Raw genomic sequence first — 18601 nt, 5'->3', positions numbered from 1 at the left:
CACCTCTCGACTCGTCACCGAATATCCGTAACCGAACATATCGCGTGTCGAGAAGACGCGTCAATACACGCGATGTATCGCGTCGGAGCGGGGGGCGGCAGGCGCGTGAGGACTTAGGCCCGCCGCCGACACCGCCGCGTCACGCGGGCGAAACAGGTTCTCCCTAATTTCTGTCACCCGACAGGAATTCCTGGGAATCCCTCTCCCTTCCGCGCCGAAGGCAGGTGCCGCCGTGACCACCACCGCCCCCTCCGACGTACGACCCGATCCGCCCGAGTCCTCCGACGACCGCTCCCTGACCGAGTTCGGCTACCGCCAGGAGCTGCACCGCAGCCTCGGCCGGTACGCCTCGTTCGCCGCCGGGTTCTCCTTCATCTCCGTCCTCACGACGGTCTTCCAGTTCTTCGCCTTCGGGTACGCCTTCGGCGGCCCGGTCTTCTTCTGGACCTGGCCGGCCGTCCTGATCGGCCAGTTGGCCGTCGCCGCGTGCTTCGCGGAACTGGCCGCGCGCTACCCGATCTCCGGCGCGATCTACCAGTGGTCCTCGCGCCTGTCGAACCTCTCCTTCGGCTGGTTCGCCGGCTGGATCATGGTGATCGGGCAGATCGTCGTGGTCGCCGCCGCGGCGCTCGCCCTGCAGATGGTGCTGCCCGCGATCTGGTCCGGCTTCCAGCTGGTCGGCAGCGATCCGGCCCCCACCAGCCCCGACGGCGCCGCCAACGCGGCCGTCCTCGGCGTCGTCCTGCTCGTCCTGACCACACTGGTGAACCTCCTCGACAACCGCGTGATGTCCGCGGTCAACCGGATCGGCGTCACCGCCGAGATCATCGGCGCCGTCCTGATCATCGTGCTCCTGCTCACCCACTCCGAGCGCTCCCCCGGCATCACCTTCCACACCGGCCAGGGCGGCAGCGGCCTCTTCGGGGCGCTGATGGTGGGCTCGTTCATGGCCGCCTACGTGATGATCGGCTTCGACAGCGCCGGGGAGATGAGCGAGGAGACCCACCACCCGCGGCGTACCGCGCCCCGTACGATCCTCACCGCGCTCGGCGCTGCGGGCCTGCTCGGCGGGCTGATCGTGCTCGGCGGACTGCTCGCCGCCCCGAGCCTGACCGACGGCCGCCTCGGCGTCGACGGCCTGAGCTACGTCCTGACCAGCAGCCTCGGCGACGGGGTCGGCCGGGCGCTGCTCGCCGACGTGGTGGTGGCCATCGCGGTGGCGACCCTGGCGATCCAGACCGCCGCCTGCCGCATGCTCTTCTCGATGGCCCGCGACCGCCGGCTCCCCTTCTCCGGCCGTCTCGCGAAGGTCGACCCGCGCACCGGTATGCCGGTCGCCCCCGCCCTGGTCGTCGGCGTCCTCGCGGCCGCCCTGCTGCTCCTGAACTTCGCCTCGCCGGACGCGTTCCTGGCCATCGGCACCACCTGCATCGTGATGCTGTACCTCGCGTACGCGATGGTCACCGGGCCGCTGCTGGTGCGGCGGCTGCGCGGGCAGTTCACCGCGGACGGCACCGACGAGACGGGCGCCCCGCTCTTCTCCCTCGGCCGCTGGGGCATCCCCGTCAACGCGCTCGCCCTCGTCTACGGCCTCTTCATGACCGTCAACCTCGCGTGGCCGCGCGCCGCGGTGTACGACCCGACGGGCGGGCACTGGTACTTCCGCTGGTTCACCCTGCTGTTCCTCGGGGTGACGCTGGTCGCGGGCGCGGGCTACCGGGCCTTCAGGGCGCGGGCGACGGTGGCGGAGGCTCCCGAGGTGGTCCCGGCCTCGTACGCTTGACCGGGTGAGACGCAAGCCCCGGATCCCGCCCTCTCCCCTCCCGCAGCGCCACGGGGTCGACCCCGTGCGGATCAGACTGCCGCGGGAGGGGAGCCGGTCCACTGTGCGGGAGTATCTGGTGGAGCGGCTCGCGGCGGGCGACGGGGTCATCGACACGATGATCGACGAGGGGCTGATCGTCTGTGAGGACGGACGGCCGCTGACCGCCGAAGCGGCCTACGCGCCGGGGATGTTCGTGTGGTTCCACCGGGAGCTGCCCGACGAGGAGCCGGTGCCGTTCCCGCTCGACGTGGTGTACCGGGACGAGCACATCGTCGTCGCCGACAAGCCGCACTTCCTCGCCACCACACCGCGCGGCAGCCATGTCGCCGAGACGGCCCTCGCCCGGCTGCGCCGGGAGCTGGACCTGCCGGAGCTGGGCGCCGCGCACCGCCTCGACCGGCTGACCGCCGGGCTCGTGCTGTTCACCGTACGGCCCGGGGAACGCGGCGCGTACCAGTCGCTGTTCCGCGACCGGCTGGTCGGCAAGGAGTACGAGGCCGTGGCGCCGTACGCCGCCGGTCTCGGGCTGCCGCGCACGGTCACCAGCCGCATCCTCAAGGAGCGCGGGGTGATGGCCGCGCGGGAGGTGGCGGGCGAGCCGAACGCGGTCAGCGGGATCGAACTGGTGGAGCACCGGGACGGGCTGGGGCGCTACCGGCTGACTCCCCGTACCGGCCAGACCCATCAACTCCGGGTGCACATGAGCGCGTTGGGCGTGCCCATTCTCGGCGATCCGCTGTACCCGGTGGTGACCGGTCCGGTGCCGGCCGGTGACTTCCGGCGTCCGCTGCAACTGCTGGCGCGGACGCTGGAGTTCACCGATCCGGTCACCGGACGGGCTCATCGGTTCGTGAGTGAACGGGTATTGGAGGCGTGGGCCTCGTACGACGCCTGGTCGGCCAGGACCGCCGGGGATCAGTAACCGCGCCACCACCGCAGGAAGCGCTGCCAGGCGCCCGGCCGGCGGGCGGGCTCGGGAGCGGCCGGGACGGGTCCGGTGGCCACCGGCTGCGGGGCGGGCCCGGCCGGTGCCGCGCCGTCGGTCGTGACCTGCCAGTGGGACCGCTGGGCGGGCAGTGCGCGGACGGAGGGCCGCTGCAATACGTCCTGCGTCGGCTTGGTCTGGAACCGCACGGGCAGATCGACGAGGTGGCGCGACGACATGGATCCCCGCCAGCGCAGATCGTTCTCGTCGCAGTCGAGTTCGACGTCGGGCAGCCGCAACAGCAGGGCGTCGATGCCGACATCGGCGATGGCACGGCCGATGTCCTGACCCGGGCACTCGTGGGGACCGCCGCCGAAGGCGAGGTGGGAGCGGTTGCCCTGCATGCTGGCGGCCAGGTCGGGACGGATCCGGGGGTCGACGTTGCCCGGCGCGATCCCGAACAGCAGTCCGTCGCCCTTGCGGATGCGCTGACCGCCGAGCTCCGTATCCTGCTTGGCGAAGTAGCCGAGGACGGCGCTGAACGGCGGCTCGTTCCACAGGGACTGCTCGACCGCCTCGGGCACGGTCATCTGCCCGCCGTTGAGCTGCGCACGGAAGCGCGGGTCGGTGAGCACCATGCGCAGCACGTTGGCGATGAGGTTGGCGGTGGCCTCGTACGCGGCGAGCAGGACGAGCCGCAGATGCTGGGCCACCTCGTCGTCGGTGAGCCGGGCCGGGTGGTTGATGAGATGGCTGGTGAAGTCCTCCTCGGGCTCGGCACGGCGTCGCACGGTGTGCTGCGTCAGCACGCTCATGACGTACTCGTTGCTGGCGATCGCGGTGTCCGTGCCCTTGAGCAGGTCTCGGGTCGCCTGCACCATGCGGTCGTTGTAGTCCTCGGGCATGCCGATGATCTCGCAGAGCACGGACATCGGCAGATGCTCGGCGAACTGCCCGACCAGATCGGCCTCGCCGAGCTCGCAGAACGCGTTGACCAGCCGCTGCGTCGCGCGGTTGATGTAGCGCCGCAGGCTGCGGAAGTCGATGGTCGACATGGCGCCGGTGACGGCTCCGCGCAACCGCAGGTGCTCGTCCCCCTCGGCGTGGGAGCAGATGGGCTGCCAGGCGATGTGCGGGGCGAGCGGATGGTCGGCGCCCGCCGTGCCGTCTTTGACCGCGGTCCACAGCCGGCTGTCGCGCGCGAAGTGCGAGGGCGTGCTGACCATGTGCAGGTTCTCGGTGTGGCCGAGGACCACCCAGATCGGCACGTCGTTGTGCAGTAACACGGGTGCGACGCCTCCGTGTTCGGCACGGAGCTTCTCGTACAGCGCCCCCAGGTCCTCCGCCTCGGGCCCGTACAGGCGGCGCAGCCCGCCCGGACCGACGCCGGGGCCCATGGCGTGGGCGGGGCAGCCGGGCGGCGGGCCGAACGCTGGTTCTTCCGTATCGGTCGGGGAATGGGATTCGGTCGTCACAATGATCGCTCCGAAGCTCAAATGCGTTCTGTGGATGGGGAGTTGGCGTGCGGGTGTCGTCACCGTACGACGTTCAGACGCGCGCGGAAGTCATCGCCAGGGAATGCAGGAACCGCATGAGTGTCATCAAGGTGTCGCGGCTCGAGGCCCGGCGGCGGGCGTCGCACTTCACGATGGGGATCTCCTCGGACAGGTCGAGCGCGGCCCGCAGGTCCTCGACCGGGTACCGGGGCGCGTCGGGGAAGTCGTTTATCGCGACGACGAACGGAACTCCGCGCTCCTCCAGGCGGCCGATCACGTCGAAGCTGACTTCCAGACGGCGGGTGTCGATCAGGACCACCGCGCCGAGCGCTCCCTCGAACAGGCCGTTCCACAGGAACCAGAAGCGCTCCTGGCCGGGTGTGCCGAACAGGTAGAGCACCAGTTGGTCCGTGATGGAGATCCGGCCGAAGTCCATGGCCACGGTGGTGGCCGTCTTGGTCTCGGACCCGTAGTTGTCGTCGACTCCGATGCCGGCCTGCGTCATGGTCTCCTCGGTCGTCAGCGGCTTGATCTCGCTGACGGAGCCCACCATGGTCGTCTTGCCGACTCCGAAGCCGCCCACGATCACGATCTTCACCGCCGCCTGTGCGGTGTGCGGCAGGTGGTCCTCGGCGCGAGGGCCCGTGATGGTGTCAGAGCTTTTGAAGTCCATGCATCACCGCTTCGAGGAGGGAACGGTCGGGGAGCGCCTGACGGACGATCGGGGCGCGCGCCTGTACCAGTTCGGCCGCCAGCAGCTCGGTGAGCAGGACGGTCACCACGCTGAACGGCAGATTGAGATAGGCCGAGATCTCGGCCACGGACAAAGGGGTCCTGCACAGTCGCAGGAGCGCCGACTGCTCCGGCTGGGTGGCGGGCGGCGCGGTGGCGCGTGCCACGACGAGCGTGACCAGGTCGACCTCGGCCCGGTCGCCGCCCTCACCGCCGCCCGTGAGCACGTACAGCCGCTCGGGGTTCTTCGGTTTTCCTTGGCCTTCCTCCCCCTCGTGGCCTTCGGGGGCCACGAGGGGGGAAGCCGTTGCGGGAGGGTCCGGGGGCCGCTTCTCGGGTTGGCGCCGCCGGCGTTGCGGAGGAGTCATACGGTCTGCCCGTTGCGCCTCGGCGGACTTGTCAGATGGGCGCCGATCCGTACGACGAGGTCACGCATGCGGTTGCTCATCAGCCCCGGTTCCGCGGTCTGGTTGGCGAGCACCGCGAGGTAGGCGTTGGCTCCCGCCGACATCAGGTAGAAGTAACCGCCGTTGATCTCGATGATGACCATCCGCATCCGGCCGTCGCTCTTGGGGATCTCGCTCGCGACGGCACCGGCCAGGCTCTGCAGCCCCGCGCAGGCCGCGGCGACCCGGTCGGCCGCGTCCGGGTCGCCGCCGTAGCGGGCGATGCGCAGCCCGTCGGCGGAGAGCACCACGATCTGCTGGATGCCCGGCACTCCGTCGGCGAGATCCTTGAGCATCCAGTCGAAGTTGGCTCGCTGCTGGATCACTTGAGGTCCCCCTCGTCGTCGGCCTCCGCAGGGGCCTGCTGGTTGTCCGTGCTGAGTGCGGTCGGGTCCGGGTCGCCCTTGAGTCCGTTCATGAACGCCTCGACCCACAGACCGGGTTCGGGCTCCTTCTCCTGCGGTTCGGGTTCGGGCTCCCACAGCGACGAGGTGCCTGCGGCCTCGGCTGCCTCCTGCTCGGCGCGCGCCTCGGCGTACCGCTGGCTGAGCGGGACCTTGACCCGGCTGCGGCGCTGCGGCAGACCGCCCGGCGTCCACTCCGTGACCACCGGGACGTCGTCCTCGCGGGGGTCGCCGCTCGACGAGGGGATGCGGGGGCCGGTGGTCGGCCGGCGCTTCTTGGGCTTGCGCGCCGGGCCCTCGACCCCGCCGTTGTCGATGCCGGCCACGGAGTTGGCTCCGATGCCGTGCGCGAGACCGGGGGCGAAGTCGGTGGTGAGCATGGCGCGCGGGGCGACGAGGACGGCGCGGACACCGCCGTACGCGGACTGCCGCAGCGAGATCTGCATGCTGTACATCTGCGCGAGTCGTCCGACGACGGCCATGCCGAGCCGGGGCGCCTGGCCCATGACGTTCGGGTCGACGCCCGCCGCGGCCAGCCGGAGCAGCTCCTCGATCTTGCCGCGGGCCTCGTCGCTGAGGCTGACGCCGCCGTCCTCGATCTCGATGGCGATGCCGGTCTGCACCTCGATGGCGGTGACGTGCACCTTGGTGTGCGGCGGCGAGTACCGGGTGGCGTTGTCCAGGAGCTCGGCCAGGGCGTGGATGAGCGGTTCGACGGACACGCCGTCGACGGCGATGTCGACGATGTTGTGCAGCTCGATGCGCCGGTACTCCAGGATGCGGGACATCGCGCCGCGCAGCACGCTGAACAGCGGTACGGGCTCCGGCCATTGGCGTCCGGGACGGCCGCCGCCGAGCACGGCGATGGAGTCGGCGAGCCGGCCGATCAGCGCGGTGCCGTGGTCGATGCGCAGCAGGTCGTCGAAGACCTCGGGGTTGCGCCCGTGGTCCTCCTCCATCTCGCGGAGTTCGTTGTTCTGCTGGTGGACGATGGCCTGGACGCGCCGGGCGATGTTGACGAAGGAGCGCTGCGCGGCGTCGCGCATCGACTCCTCGGTGTCGACGATCTTGAGCAGTTTCTTCAGCAAGTCCTTCTGGGACTTGGGGACTTCGCGGAGCTCCGGGTTGTCGCGGCCCAGGGTGCGAACGACCTCCGAGGGGGAATCCCCGTCGTGCAGTCGGTCGATCGCGTACGGCAGGACCTCCCGGGTGAAGCGCACGATCTCCTGATCGTGCGCGGCGATGCGCTGTTCCAGGGAGGCGGTGCGGCGCGCGAAGTCGGCCCGCAGCTCACGGGCGACTCGGCCGCGGCGGACCGCTTCGCCGCCGATCGCGATGACCAGCAGCGTGGCGAAGCCGCCGCACAGGGCGACCGCGGCCCGGGCGGGCTCCGTCACCGCGGCGACGGCGGCGCCGGTCGCCACCGCCATCAGTATGGCCGGCAGCAACAGCACGCGCGCGTAGGGAAGTTCACTGTCACCGGGAGGCGATTGAACACTCACCATGTATGCCCTCTGAGACAAGTCGGCTGGGGGTGGGGGAGGTTTGTGGGGGAAACGGCATGGATCAGCACGGATCAAACGAGATCTTCGGAACTTTTGGGAACAAGCGCACGATTACATCCCAACTCGGTGCGCTGCGGGCGAGCTTAGTCCGACCGGATCATCGCTGTGTCATATTCAGCAAGCACCTGAAATCGCCCATACGACTGGAGTACCCTCAGCCCCATTTGCACGCTGAGCCTCCACGCGCACACGGTGCGTGATGATCCGCGAGCGTACGAAACCGCGGCTCACCAGGGCGACCGCGGCCCGGTCGGCGCGAGGCGGCGACGGCGGAGCGTCGGTGAAGAAGGCGGCGGTGAGCGCCGCTCAGACTCCGGCGATGCGCAGCGCCGCGTCCGCCGTGGCCTCGGCGAAGGCGGACACCGGGCGCTGCGGATCGGAGCGGTGCACGAGGATGACTCCCTCGATCAGCCCGAACAGCAGATCCGTCCGCAGATCCAGCTCACTCTTGGCGAGTGCGCCCCCCGCGGCCGTGGCGGCGAGCAACTGACGGTAGGTGTCCTTGAGTTCGGCACGTACGGCGTGGAAGCCGGCGAAGCGTTCGGTGCGCACCTCGGGCAGCAGATAGAGACCGCCGAGATTGTGCGGGCCCCCGCAGAGCACCTCCACGTCGGTGCGGCACAGCTCCCACAGCCGGCCCTCCGCCGGCGCCGCGTCGTCGGCGAGCAGCTCGCGGGCGAACGCCAGCGACGGCGTGACCGTGGACTCCAGGAGCTCGGCGAGCAGCTCCTCCTTGCCGGACACGTAGTGGTACATGGACGCCTGCCGCATCCCTGCCCGCTCGGCGACGGCACGGGTGGTGGTGGCCGCGTAGCCCCGCGTCGTGAACAACTCGGCTGCGGCGTCGAGCAGTTCGGCGCGCGGCGTGAGCCCGCTGTCCGGCCGCTGCGCGGCCCGAGGCCTGCCGACCCGTCGTCCGCCACCCGTTCCCATGCGTTCGATCCTCGCACACACGACGTGCGCCGACGGGGCGCCGCGACGCGCGCGACGGACACCGGGCGACGGCGTACGGACCCCGCCCTCCCCGGCGGCGCACCGTCCGTGAGGGACAGGTAACCGCGAGGCAACACACGGGACACGGCCGCGACCCACCCCGCCCCTAATTTCTGTCGGGCGACAGAAATGACCGAGGAGCCGGAGGACCCGCGATGGCGACAGCGACCACCCACGGAGCACGCGACCACGCCCGCGCCCAGCAGGGAACCCGCGCGGAGACCATGCCCGTGGTCCCCGCGGGCGACTGGCCGGCGCCGCCCTGCGAGGCGGGCCATCTGGTGTGGGCGGAGACCGTGGCAGGCGGCAACTACACGCACAAGGTGCTGGCCCGGGGCACCGAACTGCGCCTGACCGACCTCACCGGCGACGCCTGCGCACACCTCCTGCTGTACGTCGCGGACCGCCCGTGGGAGCGCCTGAACGTCGCCGACACCGTCAAGGTCCAGTGGAACGCCTATCTGGGCCAGGGGCAGTTGCTCCTCTCCGACCAGGGCCGGGTGCTGGCCTCGGTGGTCGCCGACTCCTCCGGACGGCACGACGCCCTGTGCGGCACCTCCACGCTCGTACGCAACACCGAGCGGTACGGGGACGGCACTCCGCAGTCCGCGTCCCCGGCCGGACGGGAGCTGTTCAAACTGGCCGCCGCCAAGAACGGGCTCGGGCCCCGCGATCTGCCGCCTTCGCTCTCCTTCTTCCAGGGCGTGGAGATCCGCGACGACGGCTCGCCGGACTTCACCGGCTCGGCCGGACCCGGCGGCGGCGTCACGCTGCGCGCCGAGCAGGACGTCACCGTGCTGATCGCGAACGTGCCTCACCCGGCCGATCCGCGCCCCGACTACACGAGCACCCCCCTGGAGGTGCTGGCCTGGCGCGCACGGGCGACCGCGGCGGGCGACCCGCTGTGGGAGGCCACGCCCGAGGGCCGCCGCGCCTTCCTCAACACCGCCGAATTCCTTGCCACGAGGGGGCTCGCATGACGCACGTCACCGTCCCGGCCCGGGCCGCCTGGTCCGCCGTCGTCCGCAGCGGTCAGACGCTCACCGTCACCGATCTGCACGGCAACCAGGCCGTCGACTTCCTGGTGTACGACGCCGGGGACACCGCCGTCCGCTACAGCGCGCCCGACACCATCCAGGCGCAGGGGAACATCTTCCTGACCACGGGCAGTGTGCTGATGTCCAACGAACACACCCCGCTGATGACCGTCGTCGAGGACGAGGTCGGCCGGCACGACACGGTCGGCGGCGCCTGCTCCAAGGAATCGAACACCCTGCGCTACGGGCACCACACCTGGTCCCAGCACGCCTGCGTGGACAACTTCCTCGCGGAGGGCGCCCGTTACGGCCTCGGCAAGCGCGATCTCGTCTCGAACATCAACTGGTACATGAACGTGCCCGTCGAGAAGGACGGCACCCTCGGCATCGTCGACGGCATCTCCGCGCCGGGACTGCGGCTGACCCTGCGCGCCGAACGCGATGTGATCGTGCTGGTCTCCAACTGCCCGCAGATCAACAACCCGTGCAACGGCTTCGAACCGACGGCGGTCGCGATGACGATCGGGGCGTCCGCATGACCTTCGGCACCCTGCTGATCGCCAACCGCGGCGAGATCGCCGTCCGGATCATCCGGACGGCCCGCGAACTGGGCCTGCGCACGGTCGCCGTGTACTCCGACGCCGACCGCGCGGCACCCCACGTACGGCTCGCCGACGAGGCCGTACGCCTCGGCCCGGCCCCCGCGAAGGAGTCATACCTCGACGGCGACCTGGTCCTGAAGGCGGCCAAGGACACCGGGGCCGGGGCCATCCACCCGGGGTACGGCTTCCTGTCCGAGGACGCGGCGTTCGCGCGGCGCTGCGAGGACGCCGGGATCGTGTTCGTCGGGCCGACACCGGAGCAACTGGAGCTGTTCGGCGCCAAGCACACGGCGCGGGCCGCGGCCGAAGCCGCCGGGGTGCCGCTGGCGCCGGGCACCGGGCTGCTCGCCGGCCTTCCCGAGGCTCTGGAGGCGGCCGGGCACATCGGCTATCCGGTCATGCTCAAGGCCACCGGCGGTGGCGGCGGCATCGGTATGTCGGCATGTCGATCCGCCGATGAACTGACCGAGGCCTGGGACCGGGTGCAGCGCGTCGCGGCGGCCTCCTTCTCCTCCGCCGGGGTCTTCCTCGAACGCCTGGTCGAGCATGCCCGTCATGTCGAGGTGCAGGTCTTCGGCGACGGCCGGGGCCGCGTCGTCACCTTCGGCGACCGCGACTGCTCGCTCCAGCGCCGCAACCAGAAGGTCCTGGAGGAGGCGCCCGCTCCGGGCCTGTCCTCCCCGGTGCGCGACCGACTCACCACCGCCGCACGCGAGTTGTGTGCCTCGGTCGGCTACCGCTCGGCCGGGACCGTCGAGTTCGTGTACGACGCCGCCCGCGAGGAGGCGTACTTCCTCGAGGTCAACACCCGTCTCCAGGTGGAGCATCCGGTCACCGAGGAGATCTACGGCGTCGACCTGGTCGCCTGGATGCTGCGCCTGGCCCGGGGCGAGTCCGAGGTCGTACGGGATCCGGGGGCGCCCCGCGGTCACGCCGTCGAGGCACGGGTGTACGCCGAGGACCCCTCGCGCGAACACCGGCCGAGCGCAGGCCTGTTGACGCGGGTGGAGTTCCCCGGCGGTGTCCGCGTGGACGGCTGGGTCGAGACGGGCACCGAGGTGACCACGTCGTACGACCCGATGCTCGCGAAGATCATCGCGTACGGGCCGGACCGGGCACACGCCCTGGAGCGGCTCGACGAGGCACTGGCCAGAACCCGGGTGGACGGGATCGAGACGAACCTCGGCCTGGTGCGGGCCGCGCTCGCCGAACCGTCCTTCCGGCGGGCGACGCACTCGACGGCCACCCTTGCGGGTGTCACCGATCCCACCCCGCGCGTCGAGGTCGTGTCCGGCGGCACGCTCACCACCGTGCAGGACTGGCCCGGCCGGACCGGCTACTGGCAGGTCGGGGTACCGCCGTGCGGCCCGATGGACGACCTCTCCTTCCGGCTCGGCAACCGTGCGCTCGGCAATCCCGAGGGCGCGCCGGGACTCGAATGCACCCTGCGGGGACCGGCGTTGAGGTTCAGCCACGCAACGACGGTCTGTGTCACAGGAGCTCCCGCGCCGGTCACGGTGGCCGGGGCGGCCATCGCCCAGTGGGAGCCGGTGACCGTGCCGGCCGGGGCGGTGCTGGAGGTCGGCGCACCCTTCGAGCACGGTCTGCGCACCTATGTCCTGTTCGCGGGCGGCGGCCTGGACGTACCCGCGTTCCTCGGCAGCGCCTCCACCTTCACGCTCGGCCGGTTCGGCGGCCACGGGGGCCGGACCCTGCGGACCGGCGACGTACTGCACGGCGGCGCGGTCACGGCACTCGGGGCACCCGTACCACCCGTCGAACGTCCTGGTTTCACGGCCGAGTGGCAGGTCGGCGCCCTCGAAGGACCGCACGCCGCACCGGAGTTCTTCACCGAGGACGACATCCACGACTTCTACGCCGCCGACTGGAAGGTCCACTTCAACTCGGCCCGCACCGGCGTACGGCTCATCGGGCCGAAGCCGCGCTGGGCCCGCACGGACGGCGGCGAGGCCGGCCTGCACCCGTCCAACATCCACGACACGCCCTACTCCGTCGGGGCCGTCGACTACACCGGCGACATGCCGGTACTGCTCGGCCCGGACGGCCCCTCGCTCGGCGGCTTCGTCTGTCCGGCGACCGTCGTCAGCACGGAACGCTGGAAGCTCGGCCAGTTCCGCCCCGGCGACACCGTGCGCTTCGCGCCGCTCGCCGACGACGGTTCGGCGCGACCCGCGATCGTCGACGGCGGGGTGCTCGCACGGGACGGCGACGTGACGTACCGCCGCAGCGGCGACGACAACCTGCTGGTCGAGTTCGGGCCCATGCAGCTGGATCTGGCCCTGCGCATGCGGGTCCACGCCCTGATGGAGGCGGTGACGGAGGCGGACCTCGACGGCGTCACGGACCTCACGCCGGGCATCCGCTCGCTCCAGATCCAGGCGGACCCGCGCCGGCTGCCCCAGCGCGAACTCCTGGACACCGTACGGCGGACGGTCCGCTCCCTCCCCCCGAGCAACCAGCTCGTCGTCCCCTCCCGCACCGTCCATCTCCCGCTGTCCTGGGACGACCCGGCCACCCGCGAGGCCATCGCCCGCTACATGGCCGGTGTCCGCGACGACGCTCCCTGGTGCCCCTGGAACATCGAGTTCATCCGCCGCGTGAACGGCCTGGACTCCGTGGACGACGTGTACCGCACGGTCTTCGACGCGGAGTATCTCGTCCTCGGCCTGGGCGATGTGTACCTGGGCGCGCCGGTCGCCACCCCGCTGGACCCGCGCCACCGCCTGGTGACCACCAAGTACAACCCGGCCCGCACCTGGACCGCCGAGAACTCGGTCGGCATCGGAGGCGCCTACCTCTGCGTCTACGGCATGGAGGGCCCCGGCGGCTACCAGTTCGTCGGCCGTACGACCCAGGTGTGGTCGGGCTGGCAGCAGCGCGGCGCGTTCGAGCCGGGCTCGCCCTGGCTGCTGCGCTTCTTCGACCGGATCAAGTGGTACCCCGTGGCGGCCGACGAACTCCTGGAACTGCGGGCCGACATCATCTCCGGCCGCTTCGTGCCGCGCATCGAGGAGGGCACCTTCTCGCTCGCCGCGTACGAGGACTTCCTCGCCGAGAACGCGGAGTCCGTCGCGGAATTCCGGTCCCGGCAGGGCGGCGCGTTCTCCGCCGAGCGGGACGCCTGGGAGGCGGCGGGCGAGTTCACACGCGCGCAGGCAGCGGGGGCCCCGCCCACTCCGGCCGCCGAGGTGAGTGTCCCGGAGGGCGGCCGGCTGATCGAGGCCGAGTTCGCCGCGTCGGTGTGGCAGCTGAACGTGGCGCCGGGCGAGCGGGTGACGGCGGGGCAGCCGCTGCTCGCCCTGGAGGCGATGAAGATGGAGTCACGCGTCCCCGCACCGGTCGACGGCGTCGTCCAGCAGATCCTCAGCAAACCCGGCGACCAGGTGGAGGCGGGCACGCCACTCCTGGTGCTCGCACCCCTGGAACCGTCGGCACCCTGACCCCACCCCTCACCGCCACCCGCGCCGTCCGCACCGGCGTCCGGTTCTCGGGCACGTTCCCGTCCCGCCGGGTTTCTGTTCCGCCGCAACAGGGGATCCGCGGGGTGGGGCGCGCCACGTGCGCCGGACCGCAGGCGGGTAACCGCCCCAGCACAAGGAGTTCCGATGTCCGCCCTCACCCGAGTCCGCATCGCGTACGCCCGTATCGAGGCCGTGGACCGCCCCGAGATCTGGATCGACCTGCGCCCCCGGGCGGAGGCCGAGAACGAAGCCCGTGCCGTGGACGCCCGGGTCGCCGCCGGCGAGCGTCTCCCGCTCGCCGGCAGGCTCCTCGCCGTGAAGGGCAACATCGACGTGGCGGGGCTGCCCACCACCGCAGGCTGCCCGGCCTACGCGTACACCCCGGAGGCCGACGCCCCCGCGGTCGCCCGCCTCCGGGCGGCCGGAGCCGTCGTCATCGGCACCACTAACCTCGACCAGTTCGCCACCGGCCTGGTCGGCACCCGCTCTCCGCACGGCGCCGTCCGGGGCGCCCCGGACGCGGAACGGATCAGCGGCGGCTCCAGCTCGGGATCCGCCGTGGCGGTGGCCCTCGGCATCGTCGACCTCGCCCTCGGCACGGACACCGCCGGCTCCGGCCGCGTGCCCGCCGCGTTCAACGGCATCGTCGGCCTGAAACCGACCCGCGGCCTGGTGCCGACGACCGGTGTCGTCCCGGCCTGCGCCTCCCTGGACTGCGTGACCGTGTTCGCCCGCACCCTCCCGGAGGCCGAACAGGCCCTCGCGTACATGGCGTCCCCCTCCGGACGCGAACTCCCCGCGCTCCCCCAGCGCGCCCCCGGCCCCTGGCGCATCGCCGTCCCCCCGACGGCACAGCTCGGCGAGCTGGACGAGGGCTGGGCCGAGGCGTACGAGGCGGTGGTGCACCGGCTCGCCGCGGCGGGGGCCGAGGTGCGCACTCTCGACCTCGCCCCGTTCACCGAGGCCGCCGCGATGCTCTACGAGGGCGCGTTCGTCGCCGAGCGCTACACAGCGGTGGGGAGCTTTGTCGACAAACTGATCGCCGAGGGAGGTGCCGGCCTCGACCCGACCGTCGCGGGGATCATCACCCGTGCCCGGGACGTCCCGGCCCACCAGCTGTACGCCGACCAGGAGCGGCTGGCCTCCCTGCGCACCCGGGCGCTCGCCGAACTGGGCGACGCGGACGCGCTGCTCCTGCCCACCGCGCCCGGCCATCCCACGCTCGCCGAGGTCGCCGCCGACCCGCTGGGCGCCAACGCCCGGCTGGGCCGCTTCACCAACTCCACGAACCTCTTCGACCTGGCGGCCGTCGCCGTCCCGGCCGGGCGGACGCCCGCCGGGCTCCCGTTCGGCGTGATGCTGATCGGACGTGCGTTCACCGACGAGCGGCTCGCACGGATCGCCGGCTCGCTGGAGCCGGAGACCCGCCTCGCCGTGGTGGGGGCGCATCTGTCCGGTCAGCCACTCAACACGCAGTTGCTGTCCCTGGGCGCCCGCCTCGACCGTACGACCACCACCGCCGCCGTGTACCGTCTGCACGCCCTGGCCACCAGCCCGCCGAAGCCGGGGCTCGTCCATGTCGGCGCGGGCGGCTCCGCCGTCGAGGCCGAGGTGTGGAGTCTCCCCGCGGACGGCCTCGGACGCCTGCTCGCGGCGCTCCCGCGCCCGATGACGCTGGGCAGTGTCGAACTGGCCGACGGCAGCAGCGTGCCCGGCTTCCTGTGCGAACCCGGCGCACTGGACGGTGCGCCCGACATCACGGAGTACGGCGGCTGGCGCGCGTACGTGAACCGCCACCCAAACCGCTGACCACCCGATCCTCCGACGGCACCCCACCGGGCACAGGCGCGGGACCACCGGCCGCCGCATCCCACCGAAGGCGGGCGCGGAGCCCCCCCCACCCCGCCCGAGCAGGCACAAAGCCGCTCACACCCCACGACACGGGCGCGGGACCACCGGCCGCACCCCACCGACGACAGGCGCGCAGCCACCGCCCCCACCCCACCGAAGACGGGCGCGGAACCGCCAACCGCACCCCACCGAAGGCGGGCGCGGAGCCGTCGGCCGCACTCCGCCGGGACGCGAGCGGAATCGCCGCCCGCAGCCCGCAGGAACAGGCGCGGCCGGTGGAACGCCGCCTCCTGAACAGGAGGTCGGCACGCCACCGGCCGTGTCGGTTCGGCTCATCGGCGGCCGGGCCGCCTTGCCTCAGCCCACCGACGAGTAGGCCACCACCCCGCGCAGCAAGGCCTCGACCGCCTTGCGCGCGTTCGTCGCGACCGTCGAGTTCCCGCTGCCCGAGACGGGCGCGGCGGCCGCGATCTGGCCGAGGACGTCGATGACCTGCTTGCACCAGCGCACGAAGTCACCGGCGGGCATCTCGGCCTCGCGCAGCACTTCGTCGAGGCCCTTGCCGGACGCCCACTCGTGGGCGGCCCAGGCGAAGCCGAGGTCAGGCTCGCGCTGGCCGACACCCTCGGTCTGGTTGATACCGAAGTCCTCCTCCAGCGCGTCGAGACGGCCCCAGATGCGCACCATCTCGGCGAGCGCGGCCTTGGCCTTGCCGGACGGCACCTTCGGCGCCATCGCGTCGTCGGCGACCCGGGACTCGTACACCAACGCCGAGACGCAGGCGGCGAGTTCGGCCGGGGAGAGCCCGTCCCAGACGCCGGCGCGCAGACATTCGCTGGCCAGCAGGTCGAGTTCGCCGTACAGCCGGGCGAGCCGCTTGCCGTGCTCGGTGACGTCGTCGGCGCGCAGATAGTCCAGCTCGGTGAGGAGGGCGACGATCCGGTCGAAGGTGCGGGCGATGGTGTTGGTCCGGCCCTCGATACGGCGCTCGAGCTGCGAGGTGTCGCGCTGCAGGCGGTGGTAGCGCTCGGCCCAACGGGCGTGGTCCTCACGGTCGTTGCATCCGTGGCAGGGGTGCGCGCGGATCGCCGTGCGCAGCCGGGCGATCTCCCGGTCGTCGGCGGCCTCGGCGCGCTTCTTGCGGTGCCGGTCCGGGACGATGTGCCCGGCCTTGGTCCGCAGCGCGGACGCCAGGTCCCGACGGGACTGCGGCGAACGCGCGTTGAACGACTTGGGGATGCGCATCCGGTCGAGCGCCTCGACCGGCACCGGGAAGTCCATCGAGGCCAGCCGCTTCACCTGGCGCTCGGCGGTGAGCACCAGCGGGCGCGGGCCGTCGTGCTGCTCGAAGCCCCGGTGGCCGTTCGACCGGCCGGCGGGCAGCCCCGGGTCCAGCACCAGCGCCAGCCCGGCGTACTTGCCGGTCGGCACATGGATCACGTCCCCCGGCTTCAGCTTCTCCAGGGCGACGGCCGCTTCGGCACGGCGCTGCGACATGCCCTGCCGGGCCAGCTCGGTCTCGCGGTCCTTGAGTTCGCGGCGCAGCTCCATGTACGCGTCGAAGTCCCCGAGATGGCAGGTCATGGACTCCTTGTAGCCCTCGAGACCCTCCTCGTTGCGCTGCACCTGCCGGGAGATCCCGACGACCGACTTGTCGGCCTGGAACTGCGCGAAGGACGTCTCCAGCAGCTCGCGCGAGCGGTGTCGCCCGAACTGCTCGACCAGGTTCACCGCCATGTTGTACGACGGCTTGAAGCTGGAGCGCAGCGGATACGTGCGGGTGCCCGCGAGTCCCGCGAGGTGCTCGGGGCTGAAGCCCCGCTGCCACAGCACGACCGCGTGACCCTCGACGTCGATGCCGCGGCGGCCGGCGCGGCCGGTCAGCTGGGTGTACTCGCCGGGGGTGATGTCGGCGTGCTGCTCGCCGTTCCACTTGACGAGCTTCTCCAACACCACCGAGCGGGCAGGCATGTTGATGCCCAGCGCGAGGGTCTCCGTCGCGAAGACCGCCTTGACGAGGCCGCGGACGAAGAGTTCCTCGACGACCTCCTTGAAGGTGGGCAGCATGCCCGCGTGGTGGGCCGCGATGCCGCGCTCCAGGCCCTCCAGCCATTCGAAGTAGCCGAGGACGTGCAGGTCCTCGTCCGGGATGGAGGCGGTGCGCTCCTCGACGAGTTCACGGACGCGCGCACGCGCCGCGTCGTCGTTCAGCCGCAGACCGGCGTAGAGGCACTGCTGCACGGCGGCCTCGCAGGCCGCGCGGCTGAAGATGAACGTGATGGCGGGCAGCAGCCCTTCGGCATCGAGCCGCTCGATGACCTCGGGGCGGCCGGGCGTCCAGATGCGCGACCGCTGTCTGCGCTCACGCTCCCGGTCGGCCTCGCGCATCGCGCGGCCCCGCTTACGGTCCTGGTACGACGGCCGGCTCGCCTCCATGCGCGCCATGCGCGTGAGGTCGGGGTTGACGGCCTTGCGCTGGCCCTCGCCCTCCTCGAAGAGGTCGTACATCCGCCGTCCGGCCAAAACATGCTGGAACAGCGGGACGGGCCGGTGCTCGGAGACGATCACCTGGGTGTCGCCGCGCACGGTGTCCAGCCAGTCGCCGAACTCCTCCGCGTTCGACACGGTCGCCGACAGCGACACCAGGGTCACCGACTCGGGGAGGTGAATGATCACTTCCTCCCAGACGGCGCCGCGGAAGCGGTCGGAGAGGTAGTGCACCTCGTCCATCACCACGTAGCCGAGTCCGAGGAGGGTCTGCGAACCCGCGTACAGCATGTTGCGCAGGACCTCGGTGGTCATGACGACCACCGGGGCCTCGGAGTTGACGCTGTTGTCGCCGGTGAGCAGACCGACCTTGTCCGCGCCGTAACGGCGGCACAGGTCGGCGTACTTCTGGTTGGAGAGTGCCTTGATCGGCGTCGTGTAGAAGCACTTCTTGCCCTGCTGGAGGGCGAGGTGGACGGCGAACTCGCCGACGATCGTCTTGCCCGAGCCGGTGGGCGCCGCCACCAGCACACCCTTGCCCGCTTCGAGCGCCCGGCAGGCCTCGATCTGGAAGGGGTCGAGGCCGAAGTCGTACATCTCGCGGAAGGAGGCGAGCGCGGTGGCCTGCTCGGCAGCGCGCCTGCGTGCTGCCGCATACCGCTCGGCCGGTGAGAGGTCCTCTGTCATCGTGCTTTCGAGACTACCGGGAGCCACTGACATGAGGACGATCATTATCCGTATCAGATGCCGTGAAAC

13 protein-coding genes are annotated in these 18601 nt (G+C 71.5%); 6 read left to right on the top strand and 7 right to left on the bottom strand.

Annotation, left to right across the window (positions count from 1 at the left end; genetic code table 11):
• Positions 1-232: 232 nt before the first annotated feature.
• Both ACFYR3_RS11095 and ACFYR3_RS11090 read left to right on the top strand, forming a co-directional pair.
• Positions 233-1783, top strand: coding sequence for an amino acid permease (locus tag ACFYR3_RS11095; RefSeq protein ID WP_356781518.1), 1551 nt, complete (start codon positions 233-235; stop codon positions 1781-1783).
• A 4-nt stretch (positions 1784-1787) separates the two neighbouring features.
• Positions 1788-2747, top strand: coding sequence for an RluA family pseudouridine synthase (locus ACFYR3_RS11090; RefSeq protein WP_355839796.1), 960 nt, complete (start codon positions 1788-1790; stop codon positions 2745-2747).
• Here ACFYR3_RS11090 and ACFYR3_RS11085 read toward each other — a convergent pair.
• The 6 genes from ACFYR3_RS11085 to ACFYR3_RS11060 form a co-directional block, all read right to left on the bottom strand.
• On the bottom strand, positions 2741-4225 hold the full coding sequence (locus ACFYR3_RS11085; RefSeq protein ID WP_355839798.1) for a cytochrome P450: 1485 nt from the start codon (positions 4223-4225) through the stop codon (positions 2741-2743). The two genes, ACFYR3_RS11090 and ACFYR3_RS11085, sit on opposite strands and share 7 nt — an antisense overlap.
• A gap of 73 nt (positions 4226-4298) precedes the next feature.
• Positions 4299-4919 carry an ATP/GTP-binding protein gene (locus tag ACFYR3_RS11080; protein WP_355839800.1) on the bottom strand — a complete coding sequence of 207 codons (621 nt, stop codon included), beginning with the start codon at positions 4917-4919 and terminating at the stop codon, positions 4299-4301.
• Entirely contained in the window at positions 4900-5346 is a 447-nt protein-coding gene (locus ACFYR3_RS11075) for a DUF742 domain-containing protein (protein WP_355839802.1), read from the bottom strand. The genes ACFYR3_RS11080 and ACFYR3_RS11075 overlap by 20 nt, the downstream gene beginning before the upstream one ends.
• A complete protein-coding gene (locus ACFYR3_RS11070) occupies positions 5343-5750 on the bottom strand; it encodes a roadblock/LC7 domain-containing protein (RefSeq protein WP_355839804.1) in 408 nt (135 codons plus the stop codon). Before ACFYR3_RS11070 ends, ACFYR3_RS11075 begins: the two co-directional genes overlap by 4 nt.
• The gene (locus ACFYR3_RS11065) at positions 5747-7333 is read right to left on the bottom strand and encodes an ATP-binding protein (RefSeq protein ID WP_355839806.1); all 1587 of its coding nucleotides are present in this window, start codon (positions 7331-7333) and stop codon (positions 5747-5749) included. Before ACFYR3_RS11065 ends, ACFYR3_RS11070 begins: the two co-directional genes overlap by 4 nt.
• A 366-nt stretch (positions 7334-7699) precedes the next feature.
• Positions 7700-8326, bottom strand: coding sequence for a helix-turn-helix domain-containing protein (locus tag ACFYR3_RS11060; RefSeq protein WP_355839808.1), 627 nt, complete (start codon positions 8324-8326; stop codon positions 7700-7702).
• 215 nt (positions 8327-8541) lie between these two features.
• On the opposite strand from ACFYR3_RS11060, the gene ACFYR3_RS11055 reads away from it, so the two are divergent.
• The 4 genes from ACFYR3_RS11055 to atzF all read left to right on the top strand — a co-directional run bounded on the left by ACFYR3_RS11055 (position 8542) and on the right by atzF (position 15316).
• Entirely contained in the window at positions 8542-9366 is an 825-nt protein-coding gene (locus ACFYR3_RS11055) for an urea amidolyase associated protein UAAP1 (protein ID WP_389282506.1), read from the top strand.
• Positions 9363-9962: an urea amidolyase associated protein UAAP2 gene (locus ACFYR3_RS11050; protein ID WP_355839812.1), complete on the top strand. Its 600-nt coding sequence runs from the start codon at positions 9363-9365 to the stop codon at positions 9960-9962. The genes ACFYR3_RS11055 and ACFYR3_RS11050 overlap by 4 nt, the downstream gene beginning before the upstream one ends.
• Entirely contained in the window at positions 9959-13486 is a 3528-nt protein-coding gene (locus ACFYR3_RS11045; protein WP_389282504.1) for a 5-oxoprolinase/urea amidolyase family protein, read from the top strand. The genes ACFYR3_RS11050 and ACFYR3_RS11045 overlap by 4 nt, the downstream gene beginning before the upstream one ends.
• Before the next feature lie 165 nt (positions 13487-13651).
• Positions 13652-15316: an allophanate hydrolase gene (gene atzF / locus ACFYR3_RS11040; RefSeq protein WP_355839816.1), complete on the top strand. Its 1665-nt coding sequence runs from the start codon at positions 13652-13654 to the stop codon at positions 15314-15316.
• A 399-nt stretch (positions 15317-15715) separates the two neighbouring features.
• Here atzF and ACFYR3_RS11035 read toward each other — a convergent pair whose 3' ends face one another.
• Entirely contained in the window at positions 15716-18577 is a 2862-nt protein-coding gene (locus ACFYR3_RS11035) for a DEAD/DEAH box helicase (protein WP_389282502.1), read from the bottom strand.
• Positions 18578-18601 lie beyond the last annotated feature (24 nt).

The sequence above is a fragment of the Streptomyces sp. NPDC005784 genome, assembly GCF_042871525.1.
Classification (GTDB): domain Bacteria; phylum Actinomycetota; class Actinomycetes; order Streptomycetales; family Streptomycetaceae; genus Streptomyces.
This window is presented reverse-complemented; position numbering and strand designations above follow the sequence as displayed.